Here is a 15,819-nt window from a genome sequence, read left to right as displayed (position 1 = left end):
ACACGAACGAAACGGCATACGACCGAATCAGAGGTATGCCGGCCGCGCACGTCGCGCGGCAGCGCGCCAGTAGAGTCGCGGGCGTGCCTCACCAACTCACCGACTTCGTCAAGGCGTACGACGTACGCGGCCTCGTCCCCGAGCAGCTCGACGTCGACGTCGCCTGGGCTCTCGGAGCCGCGTTCGCGGAGGTCGTCGTCGCGCGAGAAGGCGGCACCGGCTGCGTCATCGGGCACGACATGCGTGCCACCTCGCCCGAGCTTTCCCAGGCGTTCGGCACGGGCGTCGCGAGCCGCGGTGTCGACGTGACCCACATCGGCCTCGCGAGCACCGACCAGCTCTACTTCGCCAGCGGCAGCCTGGACCTCGCGGGCGCGATGTTCACCGCGAGCCACAACCCCGCGGCATACAACGGCATCAAGCTGTGCCGCCCCGGTGCCCGCCCGGTCGGCCAGGACTCCGGTCTTGCCGAGGTGCGCGACCTCGCCCAGGAGATCCTCGACGGCACCGGTGAGCTGCGTCGCTCCGACGTCGGCGCGACGACCGACCGCGACGTGCTCGCCGACTACGCCGGCTTCCTCCGCGGCCTCGTCGACCTCTCCGGTGGCCGCCCGCTCACCGTCGTCGTCGACGCCGGCAACGGCATGGCCGGGCACACGGTGCCCGCGGTTCTCGGCACGCAGGCCGGGCTGCCGGAGCTGCCGCTCACGATCATCCCGCTCTACTTCGAGCTCGACGGCACGTTCCCCAACCACGAGGCGAACCCGCTCGAGCCCGAGAACCTGCGGGACCTCCAGGCCGCCGTCGTCGAGCACGGCGCCGACCTCGGGCTGGCGTTCGATGGCGACGCCGACCGCTGCTTCGTCGTCGACGAGCGGGGCGAGCCGGTGAGCCCGAGCGCCATCACCGCGCTCATCGCGACGCGCGAGGTCGCCCGCGAGGTCGCTGCCGGACGCACACCACAGGACGTCGCCATCGTCCACAACGTCATCACGAGCGCCCAGGTCCCGGAGGTCATCGCCGGCCTCGGAGCCCGCGCGGTCCGCACCCGCGTCGGGCACTCGTTCATCAAGGGCGAGATGGCCCGCGCCGACGCCGTCTTCGGCGGTGAGCACAGTGCCCACTACTACTTCCGCGACTTCTGGTTCGCCGACACCGGCATGCTCGCCGCGATGCACGTCCTCGCCGCACTCGGTGAGCAGGACGGCCCGCTCAGCGCGCTCATGGGCGACTACACGGCATACGTGGCGTCCGGCGAGATCAACTCGACCGTCGACGACCAGGCCGCGAGCACCGAGGCCGTGCGCGCCTGGGCGGCGGACAAGGACGTCACCGTGGACGAGCTCGACGGTCTCACCCTGACCCACGCCGGCAGCGGCAACGACGACACAATGTGGTGGCTCAACCTGCGCGCGTCGAACACGGAGCCGCTGCTCCGGCTCAACGTCGAGGCGGCCGATGCGGACACCATGGCCAGAGTGCGCGACGATGTCCTGACGATCGTGAGAGGAAGCTGACGATGGCGACCATGGAACCCTGGCTGCGCGAGATCCTGCGCTGCCCGAACTGCCGCGCGGAGCTGCGTGACGAGACCGGCGCCGAGGGCCCCGAGCTCGCGTGCACCAACACCGAGTGCGGCCTCGTCTACCGGGTCGACGACGGCGTGCCCGTGCTCCTCGTCGACGAGGCCCGCCGCCCGGGCTGAGCCTGCGTCCTCCGGGGTCGCGCCTCACCCTCCGGGGTCGCGCCTCACCCTCCGGGGTCGCGCCTCACCCTCCGGGCCCAAGACTTCGTACGCCGACGAACGCGAGGTATGCCGTGCCGCAGCTCGACGAGTCCTTCCTCGACTCCGTGGACGCGCTGGAGTCGCTCGACTCCCGTGGGTCGCTGCGGGCACTCGCGACTGCCGGTGCGCAGGTGCGCCGGGCGTTCGTCGCCGCCCGTGAGGCGGGCATCGACCGGGTCGCCGGGGGAGACCGGCCGCGGTCGGTCCTCGTCGCGTCGCTCGGCGGGTCCGCCGTCGTGTGCGATGTCCTCGACGTCCTCGCCGAGCCGGGGTCACCGGTTCCGCTGACGACGCGGCGCGAGGCGCCGCTGCCGGGGTGGATCGGTCCGCTCGACCTCGTCATCGCCGTCTCGCAGTCGGGCCGGGCCGCGGGACCGCTGGCGCTGGCCGCCGAGGCGGCCCGCCGCGGCGCCGCGCTGCTCACCGTCGGCGCCCCGGACTCGCCCCTGGCTGACGTCGCTGCTCGCGGCCGCGGCGTGCACGTCGACATCGCGTCCGACGCGCCGAGCTCGCGCGCCGCGCTGTGGTCGATGCTCACCCCGGTGCTGCTCGCGGCCGACGGCCTCGGCCTCGTCGACTGCCCCGAGCCGGTGCTCGAGCGCGTCGCCGACCTCCTCGACGAGCGCGCGGAGGAGTGCCGCCCGAGCTCGGAGTCGTTCGTCAACCCCGCCAAGGTCATCGCGGTCGGCCTCGCCGAGACCGTGCCCGTCGTCCTCGGTGATGGGGCGCTCACGGGAGTGGCTGCCGGCCGCGCGGCCGCGATGCTCGCCCGCACCGCCCGTATGCCGGCCACGCACGGTGCGTTGCCCGATGCGGCTTCGCAGGTGGTCGCCACGTTCGACGGGCCGTTCACGAGCTCTGGTGGCGGCAACGCCGCCGGGCGGGCGCCGGACGGTGGACGGGACATCTTCGCCGACCCCTACCTCGACGGCCCGCCCGCACCGCAGCTCGGACTGCTCATGGTGCGGGACCGTCCGGCTCCGCCCGACGACCCGGCCGGGGGAGCGAGCCTCGAGGCCGTGCGGCTCGCCGATGCGGTGACGGAGTCGGCGCGGGAGGCCGGCGTGAGCGTTCTCGAGGTCGAGGCGACGGGCGCTCACCCCATCGAGCGGCTCGCCTCGCTCATCGCCCTCACCGACTTCGCCGCGACCTACCTCGCGCTGGGGCTCGGGCTCGACCCGGCCGTCTCCCGGCACGTCACCGAGCTGCGCGACCGCACCAGCTAGCCCAGCGCGCCCGCCCCGGCGCCAAGCCCCGGGTCCGCGGCCGCTGGGTGCCGGCCGCAGATTGCGCGGCAGGACGCAGACAAAACTGCGTCATCGCGCGCAAAGTGCGCCACCACCCGCGCTGGACCCGACGCGATCATCCCGCGCCCGGTAGGACAAGAAGCCGGCGACGGCCTGAGGATGGGACCTCGCCCCACCGGCTGACGGACACGGTCTGAGTCACGAGCGGCATCCCGTCAGCGCTGGGCGAGGTCGAGGACCTCGGCCGTCGGCAGGTCCGCGAGCACCGACCCCTCCACGAGCAGCTTGCTGCCGCGGATGCCGCTGCCGATGACGACCGGCCCCGCGGCGACCACGGCCGAGTCGACGACCACCGGCCAGTCCGCGGGCAGCCCGATCGGCGTGATGCCGCCGTACTCCATGCCGGTCAGCGTGACCGCCTCGTCCATCGGGGCGAAGCTGATCTTGCGCACGTTGAGGTACCGCCGCACGACCCCGTTGATGTCAGCACGGTCGGTCGCGAGCACCATGACCGCGGCCCGGCGCACCTCACCGGCGCGTTTGCCCGCCACGATGACGCAGTTGGCGCTCGCCTCGAGGGCGACGTCGTATGCCGCACAGAACCTCTCGGTGTCCGCGAGCGTTGCGTCGATGGGAGCCACCTCGGCCCCCGGCGCCGTCGCGAGTGCGGTGGCCACCGCATCGGCGAGCAGGTCGGTGTGGTCACCGGCAGGCGACCAGTCCAGCGTTCCGCGAGCGGACGGCATACGGCTCAGGAGAGGTCGGTGTCCGGCGCGGGCACGGCCGGGGCGTCACCCGTGCCATGGGCCGCACCGCCGTGGTCGCTGCCGCGCTTGGGCAGGACGTGCATCACGGCGACGACGATCGCACCGACGATGAGACCGAGGATGGCCGAGCCGATGGTGTTGGTCACCCAGCCGAGGACACCGCCGAGGGCGCCGGTCGCCTCCTTGACCCACACCTCGGCGTGGTGCACGAGGTCGTACGGCGCGGCGAGCGGCGACCAGTACTGGCTCAGCTCGTCGAGGCCGACGAGGAGGATGTGACCGCCGACCCAGATCATCGCGGCGATCCCGACGACGGAGAGGGTGGTGAGCAGGCGAGGCATCGCGGAGACGAGCCCGCGGCCGAGGGCGGACTTGCCGCCGGAGCGTTCGGTGAGCGCGAGGCCGACGTCGTCCATCTTCACGATGAGCGCGACGACGCCGTAGACGAGGACGGTGATCGCGATCGCGACGACGACGAGGATGGCTGCGCGCGTGAGGAACGGCTCGTCCTTCACCTCGTTGAGCGAGATGACCATGATCTCGGCCGAGAGGATGAAGTCGGTGCGGATGGCGCCGCTCGTGATGGTGTCCTCGTCGGCGACGAGACCCTGCTCGTGCGCCTCGCCGGCCTTGCCCTCCTGGTGGCCGGAGAGCTTCTCCCAGATCTTCTCGACACCCTCGTAGCAGAGGTAGGTGCCACCGATCATGAGCAGCGGAGTGAGCGCCCACTCGGCGAACTGGCTGAGCAGCATCGCGACCGGCAGGATGAAGAGGAGCTTGTTGCGCAGCGAGCCGATGGCGATCTTCTTGATGATCGGCAGCTCGCGGGCAGGGTCGAGCCCGTGGACGTAGCGCGGCGTCACCGCCGTGTCGTCGACGATGACACCGGCGGCCTTGGCGCTGGCCCGGCCCGCGGCGGCGCCGATGTCGTCGACGGAGGCCGCAGCGGCCTTGGCGAGGACGGCGATGTCGTCGAGGAGGGCGAAGAGTCCGCCGGCCATCAGCGGGCTCGCTCGATCGTCAGGGCGGTCTGGGTCGAGTGCGTCACGACGTCACCCTACCCAGACCGCGACGGGGGCTCACTTCTTGTCGAAGGCGCCCTTGATCTTGTCGCCGAGCCCGCGCACGGCGTCGCCGACCTTGTCCTCGGCGGCGCTCACCGAGTCCTCGGCCTTGCGCATGCCCTCGCCGACCGGCCCGAGGCCCGGGTCGCCCCGGTCCTCGACGTCGAGCTTCTCGCTGACGTCGTCGCGGGCGGCATCGAGACGGTCGCCCGCGTTGTCGCGCGCGGCGTCGACCCGGTCGCCGAACGAGTCGGTGGCCTCGCCGGCGGAGTCGCGGGTGGAGTCGAACCGGTCTCCGGCCTCGTCACGCGCGGCGTCGACCTTGTCGCCGAAGCTGCCGTCGGTGTCGTCGAAGCGGTCACGCACGGCGTCGGCGTCCTGGCGCACGTCGGCCGTCGCGTCCTGCATGCGACCTTCGGCCTCGAGCGACTCGTTGCCGGTCGCCTTGCCCCACTGCTCCTTGGCCTTGCCCGCTGCCTCGTCGGCAGTGTTCGCGGCGCTGTTCCTGATGTCGTCCATGCCCATGGCCATCTCCTCGGAGTTGATTCTCGGTCGGTTGGACACGAGCCACGCTAGCCATCGGCCAGCGCGAGAGGGGCGTGAGCGGTCGGGGAGTTCGCCGACCCCGGGGCCGGCCTACTCGTCCTCGCTGAGGGCCGGACGCACCGGGTCCTGGCCGGGGTCGACGGCGTAGTCGTCGCGCACGTCGTCCCAGTCCTCGATGCTCTCCTGGTCCAGGTCGAGGCGGACCTCGTCGCGAACCTCGTCGTCGGTGACTCGCTCGGGCGCCGGCTCCGCGTCACCCCGGGTGTCCTCCGTGCCACCTCGGGTGTCCTCGGTGCCCCCGGTGGCCTCCGTGTCGGCAGGTGTCTCGGTGTTCTCGGACTCGCTCATGCTCATCGCTCTGGACTCCCGTCGTGCTCGTCGCTGCTGGTGCGGGCGAGCCCCGCACACGTTCATGTCTACCGCGCCGCTCGGTACAGTGGGGGTGCCGGCGCGGGAGATGCCCCGCTCCACGTGACCTCGGGCCACCTGTGCCCGTCGCCGCGACCGTGTTCGCCCAGATGGGCTGCGCCGGGTCAGACAACCGGGCGTCCGCGCTCACCGCCACGGTGAGCGGGCGTCATACGACACAGACACGGAAGAGATCACCCATGTCCTTCGACTTCAAGGTTGCCGACCTGAGCCTCGCCGAGGCCGGCCGTCACCAGATCCGACTCGCCGAGCACGAGATGCCCGGCCTCATGAGCCTGCGTGAGGAGTACGGATCCGCGCAGCCGCTCAAGGGCGCGAAGATCGCCGGCTCGCTGCACATGACCGTGCAGACCGCCGTCCTCATCGAGACCCTCGTCGCGCTCGGCGCCGAGGTCCGCTGGGCCTCGTGCAACATCTACTCGACCCAGGACGAGGCGGCCGCGGCCGTCGTCGTCGGCCCCGAGGGGACCGTCGACGACCCGCAGGGCGTGCCCGTCTTCGCGTGGAAGGGCGAGACCCTCCCGGAGTACTGGGACTGCACCGACGCCATCCTCACGTGGCCGGGCGGCGACGGCCCGAACATGATCCTCGACGACGGCGGTGACGCGACGATGCTCGTGCACAAGGGCCGCGAGTGGGAGGCCGCCGGTCAGGTGCCGCCCACGACCGACGAGGACTCCGAGGAGATCGGTGTCTTCAAGGAGCTCGTCCGCAGGACCCTCGCGGCCGACCCGCAGAAGTGGACCAAGGTCGCCGAGGGCATCAAGGGCGTCACCGAGGAGACGACGACCGGCGTGCACCGGCTCTATGAGCTGGCCAAGACCGGTGACCTGCTCTTCCCGGCGATCAACGTCAACGACTCGGTGACCAAGTCCAAGTTCGACAACAAGTACGGCTGCCGCCACTCCGTCCTCGACGGCCTCAACCGCGCCACCGACGTCCTCATCGGCGGCAAGGTCGCCGTCGTCGCGGGCTTCGGCGACGTCGGCAAGGGCTGTGCCGCCGCGCTCGCCGGCCAGGGCGCTCGCGTCATCGTCACCGAGATCGACCCGATCTGCGCGCTGCAGGCCGCGATGGAGGGCTACCAGGTCGCCCGCCTCGAGGACGTGGTGGACGTGGCCGATCTTTTCGTCACGACGACCGGCAACTTCAACATCATCACCGCCGAGCACATGACGCAGATGAAGGACAAGGCGATCGTGTCCAACATCGGCCACTTCGACAACGAGATCGACATGGCCGGCCTCGCCAAGGTCCCCGGCGTCACCAAGACCGAGATCAAGCCGCAGGTGCACGAGTGGACGTTCCCTGAGGGGCATGGCCGGCCGCCCCGAAGCATCATCGTGCTGTCCGAGGGCCGGCTCATGAACCTCGGCAACGCCACGGGCCACCCGAGCTTCGTCATGAGCAACTCGTTCGCGAACCAGACGATCGCCCAGATCGAGCTGTTCACCAAGAACGACGAGTACGACAAGCAGGTTTACGTGCTGCCCAAGCACCTCGACGAGAAGGTCGCCCGGCTCCACCTCGACGCCCTCGGCGCCGAGCTGACCGAGCTGACCAAGGAGCAGGCCGAGTACATCGGTGTCGACGTGGCGGGCCCGTACAAGCCCGACCACTACCGCTACTGAGGTCGTGTCCTTCGGCCCTTCGGGCCGCTGTCGGTATGCCGTCCGCGCTCCTGCGCGGCCGGCATACCGTCGTTTTCGGAGGCTTTGCCCCGGTTTTTCGCCAGCGAGCCCGAGGTACTGCGCGCGGTGCGCGGGTGAGCGGACGGCATACGGTCGTCTGACGGGCAAGCTCACCGAAACGCCGAGGTGACTGTGCGACGATGTGCGGAACGGTGCGGCGCTCCGCACCGTTCGTATCCGTGTCGGAACCGTGGTGCCACCGGGAGGGCAAACCGTGAAGGGACGCGTGCTCGTCGTCGATGACGACCAGGCGCTGGCCGAGATGCTCGGGATCGTGCTGAGCAACGAGGGCCTCGAGGTCAGCCATGTCGCCGACGGCAACGGCGCGCTCGCGGCATTCCGTGAGTCGCGGCCCGACCTCGTGCTCCTCGACGTCATGCTCCCCGGCATCGACGGCCTCGAGGTGTGCCGGCGCATCCGCGCCGAGTCCGGCGTCCCCATCGTCATGCTCACCGCCCGCACCGACACCGTCGACGTCGTCGTCGGCCTCGAGTCCGGCGCCGACGACTACGTCGTCAAGCCGTTCAAGCCGCAGGAGCTCATCGCCCGCGTCCGCGCCCGCCTCCGCCGTGGTGACGACGTCGAGCACGAGCGGCTCACCATCGGCGACCTCACCATCGACGTCGCCGGCCACACCGTGAAGCGCGGCGACGAGGAGCTCGGCCTCACCCCGCTCGAGTTCGACCTGCTCGTCGCACTCGCCCGCAAGCCGTGGCAGGTCTTCACCCGCGAGGTGCTGCTCGAGCAGGTCTGGGGCTACCGGCATGCCGGCGACACCCGCCTCGTCAACGTCCACGTCCAGCGCCTGCGCTCCAAGATCGAGAAGGACCCCGAGCACCCGGAGGTCGTCGTGACGGTTCGCGGCGTCGGGTACCGCGCCGGATCGAGCTGACCATGGCGGGGACGCCGATCAGCAAGACGACGATCGGCACGTCGTCGCCCTCACCCACCCTGGCCGGGCACATGCGCCAGCTCGGGGCGGCGGCGCAGAGCGTCCTGGGGACGGTCGCGCGGGCCATCGTGCGCGGGTGGCGGGCACTGCGGCGCACCTGGCGCCGCTCGCTCCAGTTCCGCGTGGTCACGACCACCGTCGCACTGAGCATCGTCGTCATCTCGCTGCTCGGCTCCTACCTCTACAACGAGATCGCGACCGGGCTGCAGGCCGACAAGATCCGCGCGAGCGAGGCCGAGGCCCAGCTGCTGACGTCCGAGGCGCAGAGCCAGTGGGACAACAGCGCCCCGGCGACGACCTCGCAGGCGCTCAACATCCTCGCCAGCGACATCATGAGCTCGACGCTCACCCCTCCGGGCACCGACCCGTCGCGCTACGTCGTCTTCATGCGGGGAGCCGGCAACAACAGCCCGATCCAGCTCACGCCACTGGAGTCCAACCGCATCGGTCTGGCGTCGGTGAGCCAGGAGCTGCGCGAGCAGGTCGCCGCGAACCCGACGCGCCAGCAGCGCATGGTGGGCGACATCCTCGTCGACGGCCGCCAGGTCCCCGCCGTCTTCGTCGGCAGCTCGGTCGAGGTCCCGGGCGCCGGCCGCTACGACCTCTACTACATCTTCCCCATGGCGCAGGAGCTGCGGACCATGGACCTCATCTCCACCGCGTTCACCGTCGCCGGCCTCATCCTCATCGTCCTCGTCGGCGCGGTCGCATGGGTGGTCACCCGACAGGTCGTCTCACCGGTGCGCCGTGCCGCCGAGGTCGCCGAGCGCCTCTCGTCGGGCAAGCTCAACGAACGTATGCCGGCCCGCGGCGAGGACGACCTCGCGCTCCTCGGCACCTCCTTCAACGCGATGGCCGACAGCCTGCAGGCGCAGATCCGCCAGCTCGAAGGCCTGAGCCGTGTGCAGCAGCGGTTCGTCTCGGACGTCTCCCACGAGCTGCGCACCCCGCTCACGACCATCCGCATGGCGAGCGACCTCATCCACGAGTCGCGCGGTGACTTCGACCCGGTCGTCAGCCGGTCCGCCGAGCTGCTCGAGGGCGAGCTCGACCGGTTCGAGTCCCTGCTCTCGGACCTCCTCGAGATCAGCCGCTTCGACGCGGGTGCCGCCGCACTCGACGTCGAGCCCGTCGACCTGCGCGACACCGTCGCCGAGGTCGTCGAGGCGGCGCGACCCCTCGCCGAGCGCCGTGGGTCCACCGTCACCGTCGTCGCGCCCGGCCCGGTCGAGGCGGAGGTGGACGAGCGTCGCGTGGAGCGCATCCTGCGCAACCTCGTCGTCAACGCCATCGAGCACGGGGAGGGCCAGCCGGTCACCGTGCACCTGCGCGCCGAGGACGGGGCCGTCGCCGTCGTCGTCGAGGACCACGGCGTCGGCCTGCGGCCGGGGGAGGCCTCGATGGTGTTCACCCGCTTCTGGCGGGCCGACCCGGCCCGGGCGCGGACCACCGGCGGCACCGGCCTCGGCCTCGCCATCGCCCTCGAGGACGCCCGGCTGCACAACGGCTGGCTCCAGGCATGGGGCGAGCCCGGGGTCGGCTCCCGCTTCCGGCTCACCCTCCCCGAGCGGTCGGGGGAGACGCTGACCGCCTCGCCGCTGCCGCTCTCGCCGGGGGAGCGGCCATGACCCGGACCACTCACGTATGCCGGCCGGTGCCGCGCGTGGGACCGGCGCGTGCCGGCCGGTTCCGGGCCACCGCCGGCACCCGCTCCGTCCGCGCCGGTCGTGCTCTGCTCGCCACGCTCCTTGCTGCGGTCGTCCTCACCGGCTGCGCGAGCGTCGGTGCGCACACCCCGGTCGAGCCGGGGCTCGAGGTGCGCGGAGCGGACGTGCAACCGCCCCGAGCGCTCTTCCCGGGGCCGACGAAGGGCGCGACGCAGGAGCAGGTCATCCTCGGCTTCGTGCGTGCCGGGGCGGCGAGTGACGGCGACTACTCCACGGCGCGCAGCTACCTCACCGAGGACGCCGCGCGCACCTGGGTCCCCGAGGGCGAGGTCGTCCTCTACTCCACGAGTGCCCCGCCGAAGGTCACCCCGATCAAGGCCGACAGCGCCCGCCTCACCGCGGTCGTGGACTCGACGATCGGGCCCGACGGCCGCTTCGTCGGCGCCCGTCAGGGGACGACACGCAGCGCCGACTTCGGCTTCGCCCGGATCAACGACGAATGGCGGATCAGCAGTGTTCCCAAGGGTTTCGGGCGCTGGCTCACGACCTCGGACCTGGGCAGGCTGCTCAAGCCCTACGACGTGCACTACCTCAGCCGCGACGGCCGCTCGCTCGTCCCCGACCGCCTGTGGTTCCCGCGCGACCATCTCGCCACGCGACTGGCGCGCGCGCAGCTCGGCGCCCCACCGGCATACCTCGCCGATGCGGTGACCACGGCGATCCCCGCAGGCTCACGGCTCATCGCCGACTCGGTCACGGTGACCGACGGCGTCGCCGAGGTCGAGATCACCGGGTCGGTCCCGACGGACCGCACGCAGCGCGAGAACGTCTACGTCCAGCTCGTCTCCACCCTGGTGCAGGACCCCAGCGTCCAAGGGGTCCGGGTCAAGGTCGGCGACACGACGCTCGAGCTCCCCGACGTCGACCTGCCCGTCCGCTCACTGGAACAGGTCGGCTTCGTCGAGCCCGACGTGTCCTCGACCGGGCGTGCCGTGGTCCGGCGACGTGCGGCGATCTCGTTCCTGCCCACGACGTTCGGGAGCGAGGAGGACCCCCAGCCCTCCGGCAACGTCGACGTCCCACACGACTTCACCTCGCTCGCCCTCTCGGCGGACGGTGAGGAGATCGCCGCCGTCGACCCGGACGGCAAGGGCATCTCACGGTTCCGTGGGGTGACCCGATACGAGGTGCCGTTCTTCGGCACCAACGTCGGTCGCCCGTCCTACGACCGCACGGGTCGGCTGTGGCTCGGCGGCACCGGTCTCGACGAGGACTCGGACATCTCGCTGTGGACGGTCGACGTCTCCGGCGACCCCTCTCGCGAGCGGCTGGCCACGGCCCAGCCGGTCAGCGCGGAGTGGCTCGCAGGACGCAGGGTCGTCGAGGCGAAGCCGTCGCCGGAGGGTGACCGGGTGGCCGTCCTGCACACGGCCGCGAACGGGTCCGACCCGCGCATCGACCTCGCCGGCGTGGCCCGTGGCGAGGGTGGTGTGCCCGCGCGGCTCGCTCCGCCGCTGCGGCTCGGGGCCACCCTGACCGCTCTCAAGGACCTCGTCTGGCTCTCGGACCTGTCCCTGGCGGCGCTGGGGCAGCGGGTCGGGACGAACGAGAAGCTGCGGCCCTACGTCATCTCCGTCGACGGGCAGGACCAGCCGCTCGCCGAGACCCCGGACGCCGTGGCGATCACGACGGTCGGCGGCGAGCGCGACATCATCGTCACCACCTCGGACCAGCGCGTGCTCAGCCGGGCCGGGGGACAGTGGCTCTCGCTCGGCACCGGCAGTGACGTGGCCGTCCCCGCGCACTGACTCCACTCGTCCACAGGCGAGGACCGGACGGCTCGTCGTCCACAGTGGGTCCCTGCGGCGATGGCGCGACGGTGACCCCCCGGCTTGGCTGTGCTCGTGCTGCGTGACCTCGTCGACCTCGTCCTGCCCGTGACGTGCGCCCTCTGCCACCGTCCGGGGGCCCGGCTGTGCCGGACCTGTCGCGGGGAGGTGCGAGCGTGCCTCTCCGTCGACGTCACCCGGTGTCGTCCCGACCCCGAACCAGCCGGTATGCCGTCCTGCTGGGTCGCCGGGGCGGCGACCGGTGCGCTGCGGGCGCTCGTCACGGCATACAAGGACGAGGACCGGCGGGACCTCGCCGGCGCGCTCGGCGCGCTCCTGGCGCCGGCCCTGCGACGTGCTGCCGCCGGTCCCGAGGCGCGGGCCGCCCTCGTCGGACGCGGCCTGCTCGTCGTCCCCGTTCTGGGCTCGCCCAGGGCTCGCCGTCGTCGCGGCGACGTGCCGCTCGTGTCCGTGGTGCAGGCTGCGTCCCGGGCCCTGCCCGGGCGGGTCGTCGTGGCCCCGGTGCTCGTGCCGACGCGGGTCACGAGGGACCAGTCCCGGCTCGGCGCGCAGGCCCGGGCGGACAACCTCGCGCACTCCATGGCGGTGCCGGAACGGCGTGAGCCGACCGTGCGGGGGTCGGTCTGCGTCGTCGTGGACGACCTCGTGACGACCGGTGCGACGCTGACCGAGGCGGCCCGTGCGCTCACCGACGCCGGTGCGGCAGGGGTCGTCGCGGCCGCCATCGGGGCGACGCCCCGGCGCTTCGGCGGTGGATCCCGACCCATCTCTTGAAAGGGCTCATCGACAGGTCTACCGTCGCTCTATCAGACGCCGCACCCTCCGTGGGAGGTGGAGCCGTTCGCCCGTAGCCCTCGACAGGCACGTCAGGCCAGCCAGGCACGCCCCCGTCTTCAGGAGGATCAGTGGACATCGTCGTCACCGGACGTCACACCACCGTCTCGGACCGCTTCCGGCAGCACATCACCGCCAAGCTCGACAAGGTGCAGCAGCTCGCGCCCCGCGCCCGCCGCATCGACGTCGTCGTCAGTCATGAGGCGAACCGCCGCCAGTCCAAGGCCTGCGAGCGCATCGAGATCACGGTCCACGTCAAGGGCCCGGTCGTGCGTGCCGAGGCGTGCCAGGAGGACAAGTACGCCGCCGTGGACGTGGCCCTCGACAAGCTCCTCGAACGGCTGCGCCGCAAGCACGACCGCAGTGTGCGCCGCGGCCGGCACACGCAGGAGTCCGTGGCCACGGCCACCGCGTTCGTGCCACCGGAGCCGAGCAGCAACGGTGCCGCCCACGACGACTCCGAGGACGACGGCGGGATGTTCGCCGACTCCCCGATCGAGGTGCGCGAGAAGGTCCATGTGTCGAGCCCGATGTCCCTCGAGCAGGCGCTCAAGGAGATGGAGCTCGTCGGTCACGACTTCTACCTCTTCCACGACGTCGAGACCGACAAGGCGAGCGTGGTCTACCGGCGCCGCGGCTGGTCCTACGGGGTGCTGCACCTCGACCTCGACGGCGGCACCGACGCGCAGACCGGGTCCGGTCCGGCCGCGGTCCCAGAGCCCGCAGCGGCCCCGGAGCGCGCCGCCGCATCCTGACTTCGGTCACCCCGGTTGACGGGGACGCCGGCATCTGCGCAGGTGGAATGTTCTGTTTTGCCTCCACGTGGTGTCGATGTGTGTCACCATGACGCGGTGAGTCCGCAACCCTTGAGGGGTCAGCAGGCCTCGTCCCCGGGGGAGGCCACTGACCGTATCCGCATCGTCATCGCCGATGACCACGACCTCTACCGTCGTGGCATGCAGGCGGTCATCGGCCTGGAGCCCGACCTCGACATCGTCGCCGAGGCGGGCTCCGGAGCCGAGGCCGTCGCCAAGGTCTTCGAGCACGAACCCGACGTCGTGCTGCTCGACGTGCGCATGCCGGGCAACAGCGGCATCGAGGCGTGCACCGCGATCAAGGAGAAGTCGCCCGGCACCAAGATCCTCATCCTCACGGCGTCCGACGACGAGGCCGACCTCTTCGCCGCCATCAAGGCCGGTGCGAGCGGCTACCTCCTCAAGGACCTCCCCACCGAGGAGATCGCCCAGTCGGTGCGGCTCGCCCACGCGGGCCAGTCGATGGTGCCGCCGCACATGGCCAGCCAGCTCATCGCCGAGTTCTCCCGGCTGAGCAACGAGCCACCCAAGGAGGCGACGAGCGGGCCACGCCTCACCGAGCGTGAGCTCGAGGTGCTGGCGCTCGTGGCCAAGGGCAAGGCCAACAAGGAGATCGCGAGCCAGCTCTTCATCAGCGAGAACACGGTGAAGAACCACGTGCGCAACATCCTCGAGAAGCTCCAGCTGCACTCCCGCGTCGAGGCTGCGCTCTACGCCCTGCGTCGCAACCTCATCGAGCCCGACGCCTGACCGGCGCTCCCGTCACCCCCGTGCCCCCGGCTGGTCGCGGCGATGTCGGTGCCTGCGGTGATGATGGGTGCATGAGCAGCGTCGCGCCGGTGACACCCGTCCCACCGCGCCGGCTGACCCAGCGCGCCGCACGCCGGATCGCCCTCGCCGCGCAGGGGTTCGCGGCGCCCCGCCCCGACCCGTGGACGGCGACGTCACGGCACGTCCAGCGGGTCATCGACACCGTCGGCATCGTCCAGATCGACAGCGTCAACGTCGTCTCGCGCAGCCACTACCTGCCGTTCTACTCCCGCCTCGGGCCGCACGACCGCGCCCTCGTCGACCGGGCGCGCGACCGGGCGCCGCGCCGCCTCGTCGAGTACTGGGCGCACGAGGCCTCGCTCATCCCGCCCGCGACGTGGCCGCTGCTCGACTTCCGGATGCGCCGGGCCCATGACGAGTCCTGGGGTGGCATGCAGCGCGTCAAGCGCGACCACCCCGAGATCGTCGACGCCGTCCTCGCCGAGGTCCGCGCCCGCGGCCCGATGACGAGCCGGCAGGTCGAGTCCGCCCTCGCCCACGACCGCCCACGCGAGCGCGAGCACTGGGGGTGGAACTGGTCGCTCGTCAAGGCCGCCCTGGAGCACCTCTTCTGGGCCGGTGAGGTCAGCTCGGCCGGGCGCACCAGCCAGTTCGAGCGTCGGTATGCCGTCCCGTCCCGGGTGCTCCCACCCCACCTTCGCGACGTCGCCGAGTCACCGGCCCTGCGGCCGAGCGACGCGGAGGCGTTCGTCGAGCTCGTCCGCATCGCGGCCCGGGCCCACGGGGTCGGGACCGAGCAGTGCCTGCGCGACTACTTCCGCCTCAGGCCCGAGCAGGCCCGCCCCGCCATCGCCGCGCTTGTCGCGGCCGGTGAGCTGGAACCGGTGAACATCGACGGGTGGAAGCGGCCGGCATACCTGCACGTCGACGCTCGGCGACCACGACGCATCGCGGCGCGGGCGCTGCTCTCACCCTTCGACTCGCTCATCTGGCAGCGGGACCGGACGGCCGCGCTCTTCGACTTCGACTACCGGCTCGAGATCTACGTGCCCGAGGAGAAGCGGGTGCACGGCTACTACGTGCTGCCCTTCCTCCTCGGGGAGGACCTCGTCGCGCGCGTCGACCTCAAGGCCGACCGACCCGGCGGGCGGCTGCTCGCTCGCAGGGTGACGTGGGAGCCGGGACGTGGGGGAGTGGACGACGCGCGCGAGCTCCACGAAGAGCTGACCGCGCTCGCGGACCACCTCGACCTGCGCGAGGTCGAGCTCACCCCGCTGCCCGCCTGAGCCGCCGTCCCGAGCTCACCCAATTGGACGGTTGGGGACGGTGGGCCCGTGTCCCGAGCTCACCCCATTGGACGGGTGTGTCCCGAGCTCACCCAATTGGACGGTTGGGGACGG

The 15,819-nt window shown here is 71.7% G+C and carries 15 protein-coding genes; 11 read left to right on the top strand and 4 right to left on the bottom strand.

Going from position 1 to position 15,819, the window contains the following annotated elements; translation table 11 throughout:
• The first annotated feature begins 35 nt into the window (after window positions 1–35).
• From BCF74_RS12275 to BCF74_RS12265, 3 genes are all read left to right on the top strand, one after another.
• Window positions 36–1,517, top strand: coding sequence for a phosphomannomutase/phosphoglucomutase (locus BCF74_RS12275; RefSeq protein WP_106298249.1), 1,482 nt, complete (start codon window positions 36–38; stop codon window positions 1,515–1,517).
• Between the two features lie 2 nt (window positions 1,518–1,519).
• Window positions 1,520–1,705 (top strand): Trm112 family protein, encoded by a 186-nt coding sequence (locus BCF74_RS12270; protein WP_106298248.1) that lies wholly within the window; start codon window positions 1,520–1,522, stop codon window positions 1,703–1,705.
• Window positions 1,706–1,818: 113 nt separating this feature from the next.
• The gene (locus BCF74_RS12265) at window positions 1,819–3,012 is read left to right on the top strand and encodes an SIS domain-containing protein (RefSeq protein WP_106298247.1); all 1,194 of its coding nucleotides are present in this window, start codon (window positions 1,819–1,821) and stop codon (window positions 3,010–3,012) included.
• A 236-nt stretch (window positions 3,013–3,248) separates the two neighbouring features.
• On the opposite strand, the gene BCF74_RS12260 is transcribed toward BCF74_RS12265, so the two are convergent.
• The 4 genes from BCF74_RS12260 to BCF74_RS12245 form a co-directional block, all read right to left on the bottom strand.
• Window positions 3,249–3,779 (bottom strand): YbaK/EbsC family protein, encoded by a 531-nt coding sequence (locus tag BCF74_RS12260; protein WP_106298246.1) that lies wholly within the window; start codon window positions 3,777–3,779, stop codon window positions 3,249–3,251.
• Between the two features lie 5 nt (window positions 3,780–3,784).
• Window positions 3,785–4,801, bottom strand: coding sequence for a DUF808 domain-containing protein (locus BCF74_RS12255; RefSeq protein WP_106298245.1), 1,017 nt, complete (start codon window positions 4,799–4,801; stop codon window positions 3,785–3,787).
• A gap of 78 nt (window positions 4,802–4,879) precedes the next feature.
• Window positions 4,880–5,428, bottom strand: coding sequence for a CsbD family protein (locus BCF74_RS17935; protein ID WP_342747574.1), 549 nt, complete (start codon window positions 5,426–5,428; stop codon window positions 4,880–4,882).
• 72 nt (window positions 5,429–5,500) lie between these two features.
• The gene (locus BCF74_RS12245; protein ID WP_146132959.1) at window positions 5,501–5,758 is read right to left on the bottom strand and encodes a hypothetical protein; all 258 of its coding nucleotides are present in this window, start codon (window positions 5,756–5,758) and stop codon (window positions 5,501–5,503) included.
• Window positions 5,759–6,018: 260 nt separating this feature from the next.
• Here BCF74_RS12245 and ahcY point away from each other — a divergent pair, with 260 nt between their 5' ends.
• The 8 genes from ahcY to BCF74_RS12205 all read left to right on the top strand — a co-directional run bounded on the left by ahcY (window position 6,019) and on the right by BCF74_RS12205 (window position 15,705).
• On the top strand, window positions 6,019–7,470 hold the full coding sequence (gene ahcY / locus BCF74_RS12240; RefSeq protein WP_218279262.1) for an adenosylhomocysteinase: 1,452 nt from the start codon (window positions 6,019–6,021) through the stop codon (window positions 7,468–7,470).
• A gap of 274 nt (window positions 7,471–7,744) precedes the next feature.
• Window positions 7,745–8,422, top strand: coding sequence for an MtrAB system response regulator MtrA (mtrA, locus tag BCF74_RS12235; RefSeq protein ID WP_106298243.1), 678 nt, complete (start codon window positions 7,745–7,747; stop codon window positions 8,420–8,422).
• 2 nt (window positions 8,423–8,424) lie between these two features.
• Window positions 8,425–10,110 carry an MtrAB system histidine kinase MtrB gene (gene mtrB / locus BCF74_RS12230; RefSeq protein ID WP_245889330.1) on the top strand — a complete coding sequence of 562 codons (1,686 nt, stop codon included), beginning with the start codon at window positions 8,425–8,427 and terminating at the stop codon, window positions 10,108–10,110.
• Window positions 10,107–11,957 carry an LpqB family beta-propeller domain-containing protein gene (locus BCF74_RS12225; protein WP_170070233.1) on the top strand — a complete coding sequence of 617 codons (1,851 nt, stop codon included), beginning with the start codon at window positions 10,107–10,109 and terminating at the stop codon, window positions 11,955–11,957. The genes mtrB and BCF74_RS12225 overlap by 4 nt, the downstream gene beginning before the upstream one ends.
• A 90-nt stretch (window positions 11,958–12,047) precedes the next feature.
• Window positions 12,048–12,773, top strand: a complete 726-nt coding sequence (locus tag BCF74_RS12220) for a ComF family protein (protein ID WP_106298241.1) — start codon at window positions 12,048–12,050, stop codon at window positions 12,771–12,773.
• A 131-nt stretch (window positions 12,774–12,904) separates the two neighbouring features.
• Window positions 12,905–13,588, top strand: coding sequence for a ribosome hibernation-promoting factor, HPF/YfiA family (hpf, locus tag BCF74_RS12215; RefSeq protein WP_106298240.1), 684 nt, complete (start codon window positions 12,905–12,907; stop codon window positions 13,586–13,588).
• A 96-nt stretch (window positions 13,589–13,684) separates the two neighbouring features.
• The gene (locus BCF74_RS12210; protein ID WP_281257185.1) at window positions 13,685–14,398 is read left to right on the top strand and encodes a response regulator; all 714 of its coding nucleotides are present in this window, start codon (window positions 13,685–13,687) and stop codon (window positions 14,396–14,398) included.
• 71 nt (window positions 14,399–14,469) lie between these two features.
• Window positions 14,470–15,705: a winged helix-turn-helix domain-containing protein gene (locus tag BCF74_RS12205; RefSeq protein ID WP_106298238.1), complete on the top strand. Its 1,236-nt coding sequence runs from the start codon at window positions 14,470–14,472 to the stop codon at window positions 15,703–15,705.
• Window positions 15,706–15,819 lie beyond the last annotated feature (114 nt).

Source organism: Knoellia remsis, from assembly GCF_003002895.1.
Classification (GTDB): Bacteria; Actinomycetota; Actinomycetes; order Actinomycetales; family Dermatophilaceae; genus Knoellia; species Knoellia remsis.
Note: the sequence above shows the minus strand (reverse complement) of the source record. Positions and strands in the feature narration are given on the sequence as shown.

What these genes read in the sequence shown, in the direction of transcription:
- BCF74_RS12275 (WP_106298249.1), top strand. Translation starts at nt 36, where the DNA reads ATGCCGGCCGCGCACGTCGCGCGGCAGCGCGCCAGTAGAGTCGCGGGC.
- BCF74_RS12260 (WP_106298246.1), bottom strand. Translation starts at nt 3,779, where the DNA reads ATGCCGTCCGCTCGCGGAACGCTGGACTGGTCGCCTGCCGGTGACCAC.
- BCF74_RS12205 (WP_106298238.1), top strand. Translation starts at nt 14,470, where the DNA reads ATGAGCAGCGTCGCGCCGGTGACACCCGTCCCACCGCGCCGGCTGACC.
- BCF74_RS12225 (WP_170070233.1), top strand. Translation starts at nt 10,107, where the DNA reads ATGACCCGGACCACTCACGTATGCCGGCCGGTGCCGCGCGTGGGACCG.
- BCF74_RS12255 (WP_106298245.1), bottom strand. Translation starts at nt 4,801, where the DNA reads ATGGCCGGCGGACTCTTCGCCCTCCTCGACGACATCGCCGTCCTCGCC.
- BCF74_RS12270 (WP_106298248.1), top strand. Translation starts at nt 1,520, where the DNA reads ATGGCGACCATGGAACCCTGGCTGCGCGAGATCCTGCGCTGCCCGAAC.
- ahcY (WP_218279262.1), top strand. Translation starts at nt 6,019, where the DNA reads ATGTCCTTCGACTTCAAGGTTGCCGACCTGAGCCTCGCCGAGGCCGGC.
- BCF74_RS12245 (WP_146132959.1), bottom strand. Translation starts at nt 5,758, where the DNA reads ATGAGCGAGTCCGAGAACACCGAGACACCTGCCGACACGGAGGCCACC.
- mtrB (WP_245889330.1), top strand. Translation starts at nt 8,425, where the DNA reads ATGGCGGGGACGCCGATCAGCAAGACGACGATCGGCACGTCGTCGCCC.